The 9,946-nt window shown below is 69.4% G+C and carries 3 protein-coding genes, 1 tRNA gene and 1 rRNA gene; 1 reads left to right on the top strand and 4 read right to left on the bottom strand.

What is annotated here, in order from left to right:
- Nucleotides 1-139 precede the first annotated feature (139 nt).
- Complete coding sequence (locus ACFYMO_RS27800; protein ID WP_388549759.1) at nucleotides 140-5,773, bottom strand: HAMP domain-containing protein; 5,634 nt, start codon at nucleotides 5,771-5,773, stop codon at nucleotides 140-142.
- Nucleotides 5,774-6,221: 448 nt separating this feature from the next.
- On the opposite strand from ACFYMO_RS27800, the gene ACFYMO_RS27805 reads away from it, so the two are divergent.
- Entirely contained in the window at nucleotides 6,222-8,843 is a 2,622-nt protein-coding gene (locus tag ACFYMO_RS27805) for a SpoIIE family protein phosphatase (protein WP_388549778.1), read from the top strand.
- Between the two features lie 85 nt (nucleotides 8,844-8,928).
- Here ACFYMO_RS27805 and ACFYMO_RS27810 read toward each other — a convergent pair.
- The 3 genes from ACFYMO_RS27810 to rrf form a co-directional block, all read right to left on the bottom strand.
- Nucleotides 8,929-9,001: transfer RNA gene (locus ACFYMO_RS27810), tRNA-Thr, on the bottom strand.
- 73 nt (nucleotides 9,002-9,074) lie between these two features.
- The gene (locus ACFYMO_RS27815; protein WP_366774271.1) at nucleotides 9,075-9,761 is read right to left on the bottom strand and encodes a DegT/DnrJ/EryC1/StrS family aminotransferase; all 687 of its coding nucleotides are present in this window, start codon (nucleotides 9,759-9,761) and stop codon (nucleotides 9,075-9,077) included.
- Nucleotides 9,762-9,859: 98 nt separating this feature from the next.
- Nucleotides 9,860-9,946, bottom strand: a 5S ribosomal RNA gene (gene rrf / locus ACFYMO_RS27820); the annotation flags it as partial.

A 9,946-nucleotide genomic window follows, 5' to 3' on the forward strand; every position in this document is an offset into this window, starting at 1 on the left:
GCCACACCCTGTCACCGTGATGTCACTGTGCACGTACCGGAAACGCCTCAGAGGACCAAAAGGTTCCCGGTTCGCCGCGTTTCCACACGCGTTCGACCACACTGCGTCAGCGGAAGCCCTCATCAACACAGTGTCATATTCACCCGCCCTCCATCCACCGCCTCATGACATCCAGCAGATGATCAGTGTCCACCGGCTTGGTGACGTAGTCGGAGGCACCGGATTCGATGCTCTTCTCCCGGTCCCCCTTCATCGCCTTGGCGGTCAGCGCGATGATCGGCAATCCGGCGAACTGCGGCATCTTGCGGATGGCCGCCGTCGTCGCGTATCCGTCCATCTCCGGCATCATGATGTCCATCAGCACCACGGCCGCGTCGTCGTGCTGTTCCAGCACCTCGATGCCCTCCCGGCCGTTCTCGGCGTAGAGGACCTGAAGTCCGTGCTGCTCCAGCACGCTGCTGAGCGCGAAGACGTTCCGGATGTCGTCGTCGACGATGAGCACCTTCCGGCCCGCCAGATCGCCGGCCGCCCGGGCTCCGGACGGGAGCGCCTCCCGGCCGTGGCGCGCCGTCGGCCCCCCGTCGGCCACCTCGACGGCGCCGTCGGACATCCCCGCGGCCGCGCCGCCCTGGAGGATCACCGGGGCAGCCGGGCCGGTGCCGCCCGCGGCCCCGTCGGCCACCGCCCCGTTCTCGCCCGCCGGGGACGACGGACGGGCCTCCGGGGGCAGTTCGGGCTGCGCCTGGCCGCTGGCGTCCCGCAGCCGCCGCCGGTCGGCGAGCGAATGCGCTGCCTCGTCCGCGGTCTGCTCGCCGGCGGAGCCGGCGGAGCCGCCCGGCGCCGCCGCCGGCTCAATCGCCGCGGCCCCGGGGACGGCTGCGTGCGCCTCCGGGAGGGCCATCGGAACACTTCCCGAGACGAGCTGCGCGTAGCCCTGCGGAGGCAGCTCCGTGGGATGCAGCGGCAGGTAGAGCGTGAAGGTGGAACCGCGGCCCGGCTCGCTGACCGCGTGGATCTCGCCGCCCAGCAGCCGGGCGATCTCCCGGCTGATGGACAGCCCCAGCCCCGTCCCGCCGTACTTCCGCGACGTGGTGCCGTCGGCCTGCTTGAACGCTTCGAAGATGACGCGCATCTTGCTCTGCGCGATACCGATTCCGGTGTCCGTGACGGAGAAGGCAATCATCTCCGAGTCCGGATCCCGCAGCGACCCGTGCTCCAGCATCTGCTCCCGGATCGCGTCGGGAACGTCCGAGCGGGCCGAGCGGATCACCAGCTCGACGGCCCCGCTGTCGGTGAACTTGACCGCGTTCGAGAGCAGGTTGCGCAGCACCTGGAGCAGCCGCTGCTCGTCGGTGTGCAGCGTGGCCGGCAGCTCCGGCGAGACGCTCACCGAGAAGTCCAGCCCCTTCTCGACCGTCAGCGGCCGGAAGGTCGCCTCCACGTAGTCGACCAGTTGCACCAGCGCGATCCGGGTCGGGCTGACGTCCATCTTCCCCGCCTCGACCTTCGACAGGTCGAGGATGTCGTTGATGAGCTGCAGCAGATCGGACCCCGCGCCATGGATCGTCTCGGCGAACTCGACCTGTTTGGGCGACAGGTTGCTCTCGGCGTTGTCCGCCAGCAGCTTCGCCAGGATCAGCAGCGAATTCAGCGGTGTGCGCAACTCGTGCGACATGTTGGCCAGGAACTCGGACTTGTAGCGCATCGAGACCGAGAGCTGCTCGGCGCGCTCCTCCAGGACCTGCCGGGCCTCTTCGATCTCCCGATTCTTGATCTCGATGTCGCTGTTGGTCTGGGCGAGCTGCTCGGCCTTCTCCTCCAGCGCCGCGTTGGACTCCTGAAGGGCCTTCTGCCGGTTCTCCAGCTCGCCGGAGCGCTCCTTGAGCTGCGCCGTCAGCTCCTGCGACTGCTCCAGCAGCCGCTCGGTGCGCATATTGACGCTGATGGTGTTGACGCTGGTCGCGATCATCTCGGCGATCTGGTTGAGGAAGTCCTTCTGGATCTGCCCGAACGGCTGGAAGGACGCCAGCTCGATCACGCCGAGCACCGTGCCCTCGAAGATGACCGGCAGCACGACGAGATGCGCAGGCGGCGCCTCGCCCAGCCCCGAAGAGATCTTCAGATAACCGGGCGGGACATTGCCCATCTCGATGGTGCGCTTCTCCTTCGCCGCCGTCCCGACCAGGGACTCACCGGGGAGGAACGACGTGGGCATGCTGTCCGTGCAGTAGCCGTAACTGCCCAGCATCCGCAGTTCGTACCTGCCGTCCTCGCCCGGGCCGGCACCCACACCGACCGCGCTCTCCGGGGTGCCCTCGGGCAGCGAGATGAAGAACGCGCCGTGCTGCGCCGAGACCACCGGGGTCAGCTCGCTCATGATGAGCCCGGCCACGTCCCGCAGGTCGCGGCGGCCCTGCATCAGGCCCGAGATCCGCGCCAGGTTGCCCTTGAGCCAGTCCTGCTCCTGGTTGGCCTGCGTGGTGTCCCGCAGATTCGCGATCATCGTGTTGATGTAGCCCTGCAGCTCCAGGATCTCCCCGGCCGCCTCCACATCGATCCGGACGTTGTGGTCGCCGCGCGTCACCGCGGTGGCCACCTCGGCGATCGCCCGCACCTGGCGGGTCAGGTTGCCCGCCATCTCGTTGACGGAGTCCGTCAGGTCCTTCCACGTACCCGCGACGCCCGGCACCCGTGCCTGGCCGCCCAGCTGGCCCTCGGTGCCCACCTCGCGGGCGACCCGGGTGACCTGCTCGGCGAACGAGGAGAGCTGGTCGACCATCGTGTTGATGGTCGTCTTCAGCTGGAGGATCTCGCCGTTGGCCTCGATGTCGATCTTCTTGGTCAGATCACCCTTGGCGATGGCGGTGGTGACCATGGCGATCTGCCGCACCTGTCCGGTCAGATTGGACGCCATGGAGTTCACCGACTCCGTCAGGTCCTTCCATGTACCGGCGACACCGCGGACCCGCGCCTGGCCGCCCAGCACACCGTCCGTGCCCACCTCCCGGGCCACCCTGGTGACCTGCTCGGCGAACGACGAGAGGGTGGTGACCATCGTGTTGACGGTGTCCGCGAGCTGCGCCACCTCGCCACTGGCCTCGACGGTGACCTTCTTCGTCAGGTCACCGCCCGCGACCGCGGTGGCCACCTGGGAGATGTTGCGCACCTGGGAGGTGAGGTTGTTGGCCATGATGTTGACGTTGTCGGTCAGGTCCTTCCAGATACCCGACACGTCACGCACCCGCGCCTGCCCGCCGAGGATGCCCTCCGTGCCCACCTCGCGGGCGACCCGGGTGACCTGCTCGGCGAACGACGACAGCGTGTCCACCATCGTGTTGACCGTCGTCACCAGGGCGAGGACCTCGCCCTTGGCGTCGACGGTGATCTTCTTCGAGAGGTCGCCCTGTGCGACGGCGGTGGTGACCTCGGCGATGTTCCGGACCTGGGAGGTCAGGTTGTTCGCCATGAAGTTCACGGACTGTGTGAGGTCCTTCCAGGTACCGGAGACCCCCTTGACCTCCGCCTGCCCGCCCAGGATGCCTTCGGTACCGACCTCGCGGGCCACCCGGGTCACCTGCTCGGCGAACGAGGACAGCTGGTCGACCATCGTGTTCAGCGTGGTCTTCAGTTCCAGGATCTCGCCCCGCGCGTCCACGTCGATCTTCTGCGACAGATCGCCGCGCGCCACCGCGGTGGCCACCTGCGAGATGTTGCGCACCTGGGAGGTCAGATTGCCCGCCATGCCGTTCACGGAGTCGGTCAGATCGCGCCACACACCCGCGACGCCCGGCACCTGGGCCTGGCCGCCCAGCCTGCCCTCCGTGCCGACCTCCCGGGACACCCGCGTGACCTGGTCGGCGAAGGCGGAGAGCTGATCGACCATCGTGTTGATGGTGTTCTTCAGCTCCAGGATCTCACCGCGCGCGTCCACCTCGATTTTCTGCGACAGGTCACCACGCGCCACCGCCGTCGTCACCTGGGCGATCTGCCGCACCTGGGAGGTGAGGTTGTTCGCCATGAAGTTGACGGAGTTCGTCAGGTCCTTCCAGGTGCCCGAGACGCCGTCCACCCGCGCCTGCCCCCCGAGCCGGCCCTCGGTGCCGACGTCCCGGGCCATCCGGGTCACCTGCTCGGCGAACGACGACAGCTGGTCCACCATCGTGTTGACGGTGTTCTTCAACTGGAGCATCTCGCCCGAGACGTCCACGGTGACCTTCTGCGACAGATCACCGTTCGCGACCGCCGTCGTCACCTGCGCGATGTTGCGGACCTGGCCCGTCAGGTTGCGGAACGCGGTGTTCACCGAGTCCGTCAGGTCCTTCCAGGTGCCGGCCGCCCCGGGCACCGCCGCCTGACCGCCCAGCTCGCCCTCTACACCGATCTCGCGGGCGACCCGCGTCACCTCGGCGCCGAACGACGACAACTGGTCCACCATCGTGTTGACGGTGTTCTTCAACTCCTGCATCTCGCCCGAGACGTCCACGGTGACCTTCTGCGACAGATCACCGTTCGCGACCGCCGTCGTCACCTGCGCGATGTCGCGCACCTGAGCGGTCAGGTTGCGGAACGCGGAGTTGACCGAGTCCGTCAGGTCCTTCCAGATACCGGCCGCGCCCGGGACCACCGCCTGACCGCCCAGCACCCCGTCCGTGCCGACCTCGCTCGCCGCCCGTGTCACCTCGTCCGCGAGCGTGCGCAGCGTGTCCGTCATCGCATTGATCGTCTCGGCGAGCTGCGCCACCTCGCCGCGAGCGTTGACCGTGATCTTCTGCGACAGGTCGCCGTTGGCGACCGCGGTCGTCACCTGGGCGATCTCGCGCACCTGGGACGTCAGATTGCCCGCCATGAGGTTGACCGAGTCCGTCAGGTCCTTCCACACGCCTGCGACGCCCTGCACCCGCGCCTGGCCGCCCAACTCGCCCTCGGTGCCGACCTCGCGGGCGACCCGGGTGACCTCCGACTGGAAGGAGGAGAGCTGGTCGACCATCGTGTTGACGGTGTTCTTCAGCTCCAGCATCTCGCCGGCGACATGAACCGTCACCTTGCGTGACAGATCACCCTTGGCGACGGCCGTCGTCACCAGCGCGATGTCCCGCACCTGCGCGGTCAGCCGCGACGCCATGGTGTTGACCGAGTCCGTCAGGTCCTTCCAGGAGCCGGACATCCCGCGCACCCGCGCCTGGCCGCCCAGCTTGCCCTCCGTACCGACCTCGCTGGCGACCCGCGTCACCTCGTCCGTGAACGCCGAGAGCTGGTCCACCAGGCCGTTGACCGTACGGCCGACCTTCAGGAACTCCCCGCGCAGCGGATGTCCACCGCCCTCGGCTCCCCGGGCGCGCAGATCCATGCGCTGCTCCAGGTCGCCGTCGGCGACGGCCGACAGGACTCTGCCCACCTCCGAGACGGGCCACACCAGGTCGTCGACCAACGAGTTCGCCGCGTCGATCGCCGAAGCCCAGGACCCCTCGCAGGTGCCGGTCTGCAGCCGCTCTGTGAGTTTCCCCTCACGTCCGACCACGCGCCGCACCCGGGACAGCTCACCCGTCAGATGCAGGTTCTGGTCCGCGACCTCGTTGAAGACCGCGGCGATCTCCGCCATCGGCCCCTCACCGGTCACGGTGAGCCGCTTGCGGAAATTGCCGTCCCGCATCGCGGTCAGCCCGGCCAGGAGCTTGTTGACGGCCGCGGCGTCGACCTCGATCGTCCCGCTCCTCCGGGACCGTCCGCCCTTCGCGCGCGTGTTTCCGCTACGCGCGGTTGTGCCAGACTCCACTGCCCCTCCTGCGGGTCGACCTTCCTGCCCGGGCCCTGTACTCCGAGCCTTCCCAGTGTTTCACCCTGCCCGAACCAGGCGATAACAGTTCGGCAGCATGGCATATCACGCTGCGTTCGCGGGCCCGGAGGGAAATCACCCGCATCCGGCGGCCACGCACCGTGGATACGTAAGTAACCTGGCACCCGGCTGTCCGTTCACCCCCATGTCGGCGGGGTGCTCTACCGGGTCCGACGGGTAGGGGCTTCGCAGGGGGCAGCGGTGTGAGTACGAAGGGCGACGGAGGGGCGCTGCGGTGACGCAAGAGCAGAGCGCCGAGCGCGTGGGCGGGGGCCACCTGGGCGCCACGGGCTCGCAAGGCCCGAACGAGGAGGCGGGGACCTACACGGCCCTGACCGCACAGCGCACACCGGTGCGCCCGGCCGACAGGACACCCATGGGGAGACCAGTGATCACCGCACGCGCCGCCGCCACCTTCGAGCCGGTCGGCCGCTCCGTCGCCACCGCACGCGGCTTCGTGCGCGACACCCTCCAGGGCTGGGGCCTGTCCGAGGTCGTCGACGACGCCGTGGTGCTGACCAGCGAACTGGTCACCAACGCCGTGGTGCACGCCGGAACCGCCGCCGAGGTGCTCTGCCTGCGCGACGAGGACGGGATCCGCATCGAAGTCGTCGACCGCTACCCCGAACGGGAACTGCCGCTCCAGGAGGTCAACCCGCAGCCCGCCGGGCCCGACCGGGAGGGCGGCCGCGGGCTGCTGCTCGCCTCGGCACTGGCCACCCGCTGGGGCGTCGACTACACCGCGTCCGACAAGCGGGTCTGGTTCCGGCTCGACCTCCCCGAGCGCCCGGTCGGCACCCGCACGGCCGGTCCCGCGCTGCCGGACACGGCACTGCCGGTCACCGACACCCACATCCGGGTCGCCGTCGTCCAGGTGGACCGCAGCGGATCGATCAGCGCATGGAACGAGGACGCCACCGAACTGTTCGACTACACCGCCGAGCAAGTGGTCGGCAAGCCGCTCACCGACTTCGCCGCCTGGCCACACACGCCCGGCACCGGCACCGGCGTCGCCGAGGCACTGCGCCTCTCCCGCTGGGAGGGGTCCTACGGCATGCGCGGCTCGGACGGCCGCACGATCCCGGTCTACGCCTCTCACCTGCGCGTACGGGACAGCGACGGCGAACCGTCCACGGTCTGCCTGCTGGTGCGGGAGCACGAGCGTGCCGTCCTGCAGTCACCGCCCCGGGTGCACTCCCACGACAACACCGGCACCGCCACGGACAGCCAGGACCAGTCCGCCGCCGACCCCTTCGAGGTCTTCATCGGCTCCCCGGCCCCCGACGACCTCGACGGCCTCCTCCAGCGGACCGTCGAACGCGCCCGGGACATGCTGGAGGGCGACGCGGCGTATCTGCTGCTGGCCACCGACGACGAGACCGAACTGGAGGTCCGGGCCTCCACCGGACTGCCCTCGGCACGGCAGCGGTTCGCCCGCGTCCCGGTCGAGACCGCCAGCGGGCGCTACGGCTCGGCCCGGATGCCGTCCGTGCACGAGGACCTGACCGTCGTCCCCGGCGCCGTGCCGCTGCTCGACGGCACCGGCATGCGCTCCGTGGTCACCGTTCCCCTCAAGGTCGAGGGCCGGCTCACCGGCTCCCTCGGAATCGCCACCGAGGCACCCGGCCGCTACACGAACGAAGAAGCCCTGCGCCTCCAGTTCGCCGCCGACCGCATCGCGCTCGCCGTGGAGCGCGCCCGGCTCACCGAACTGGAACGCCTGCGGCGCGGCTCGCTCTCCTTCCTCGTCGAGGCCTCGGACCTGCTCGCCGGCACCCTCGACCGGGATCAGACACTTGCGCTGATGGCCCAGATGACCGTTCCGACGCTGGCCACCTGGTGCGCCGTCTACACGGTCGCCGACCAGGGCTCCGACCCCCGCCTCTCCTACGTCCTGCACGAGGACGAGGACCGCATCGACAACCTCAAGGCGCTGCTCGCCAAGGTCGACCCGCCGGAGCCCGTTCCCACCCCCGGAGCGCGCGTCTGGGCGGCGCCCACCGAGGCGGCGCATTCCGCGGCGTTGCGCACCTCGCTGCGCAACGTCTCGCTGGACGGCGAGGCCCAGCAGCTCTCCCCCGGTACGAGCCTGGCCACCGCGGCCGCGGTCGGCGGCGAGACCGTCGTTCTTCCCCTGGTGGCCCGCAACCGGGTCATCGGCATGCTCACCCTGGGCAAGCCGACCGACGAGCGGTTCCGCCAGGAGATCCTGGAGCTGGCCGAGGACCTCTCCCGCCGCGCCGCGCTCGCGCTGGACAACGCGCGTCTGTACTCCGAGCGCACCGCCATCAGCCAGTCCCTGCAGCGCAGCCTGCTGCCGCCCGAGCTGCCGGAGGTGGAGGGCGGTGTCGAGGTCGAGGTCATCTACCGCGCCGCCGGCGAGGGCAACGAGGTCGGTGGTGACTTCTACGACCTCTTCGAAATCGACGACGGCACCTACGGCTTCGCCATCGGCGACGTCTGCGGTACGGGCCCGGAGGCCGCGGCGGTCACCGGTCTGGCCCGGCACGCGCTGCGACTGCTCGCCCGCGAGGGGCTGGGCGGTCCCACCGTGCTGGAGCGTCTCAACACCGCCATCCTCGACGAAGGGGCACGCAGCCGGTTCCTCACTCTCCTGTACGGCGAGATGCGCCCCCAGGAGGATGGCAGCGCCGAGTTGAAGGTCGTCTGCGCGGGCCATCCGCTGCCCCTGCGGCTGCGCCAGGACGGCAGCGTCGAATCGGCCGCCGACCCTCAGCCGCTGCTCGGTGTCATGGAGGATCTGGAACTCTACGAGCAGACGGTCTCACTCGCGCCCGGCGACGTACTGCTGTGTGTGACGGACGGCGTGACGGAACGCCGCGAGGGCACCCGCATGCTGGGGGACGACGGCTTGGCCGACGTGCTGTCCACCTGCACGGGCCTGAACGCAGGTGCGGTGGCCGCCCGGATCATGCGTGCGGTCGAGCGGTTCGCCAGCGACGCACCCTCGGACGACATGGCCATTCTGGCGATGCGCGTACCCGAGTAGGAGCGAGCAGGACCGGAGCGGAAGCGCTTCTGCACACGAAGAAGGCCCTCACCGTACGGTGAGGGCCTTCGACTTGCGTGCTAAGAGCCCCAAAACGGAATCGAACCGTTGACCTTCTCCTTACCATGGAGACGCTCTGCCGACTGAGCTATTGGGGCGCGGCCAGCGGTAAGAGATCTTACCCGATCGGAGCCCCTGGATCGAACCGACTCCGGGCCGGCTCCCGCCGGGTCAGCCGACCCGCTCCCGCAGCAGACCTCCGAGTCCGTTGCAGGCCGACACGACGCGCTGCAGATCCTTCTTCGTCATGGCTGCGCTCAGCGGCAGCGAGAGGCACTCGTCAGCGGCCCGCTCGGCCTGCGGCAGCCGTACGGTCGAGGCGTACACAGGCAGCCGGTGCGCCGGCACCCGCACCGGTATCCCGCAGTCGACGCCCCTCATGCGCAGTGCCCTGCGGAAGGCGTCACGATCAGGACGCCCGTTCCCCGGTACCCGCACCACGTAGTCCGTGAAGGCGTGCTCGACGCTGTCGGGAACCGACGGCGCGACGACTCCTCTGAGACGGCGCCCCAGCGACGTGGCGTACTGGCGCCGGCGGACCGCATCGATCGCATCCGTACGGGGCAGCGGCTCCCACTCGAGGACCGGGATCCCGTGCTGCTCTCCGACGGCACGCAGTGCGGCCATGTCAGCGCTGTGGCCGAAGAGGTGCACGGGAACGAGCGCCGCGGTTCGCGGACCCGCCGCCCGGGCCGCGGAGGAGGGATCGAGACAGTAGGTGTCGGCATCGATGTCGGCGAAGACGGGTCTCGCACCGAGGTCCCGCACGGCCTGTGCGACATCGGCCCCGCCGAAAGACGGCACCACGACCTCGTCCCCCGCACCAAAGCCCGCGACGGTCAGCTGTGTTGTCCCCATGCCGGGATCATGTCCACGCAACATGAACTGCCGGTGACCACACACAAAAAAGTCGTGGTCCCTGAACAGAAGTCCAGGGACCACGACTTGCACGATTTGTTCGGCGGTGTCCTACTCTCCCACACGCTCCCGCATGCAGTACCATCGGCGCTGAAAGGCTTAGCTTCCGGGTTCGGAATGTGACC

The sequence above is a fragment of the Streptomyces sp. NPDC007025 genome (assembly GCF_042869455.1).
Lineage (GTDB): Bacteria > Actinomycetota > Actinomycetes > Streptomycetales > Streptomycetaceae > Streptomyces.

Bases quoted from the DNA above. Each gene is read 5' to 3' on its own strand.
- ACFYMO_RS27815 (WP_366774271.1), bottom strand. From the start codon at position 9,761: ATGGGGACAACACAGCTGACCGTCGCGGGCTTTGGTGCGGGGGACGAG.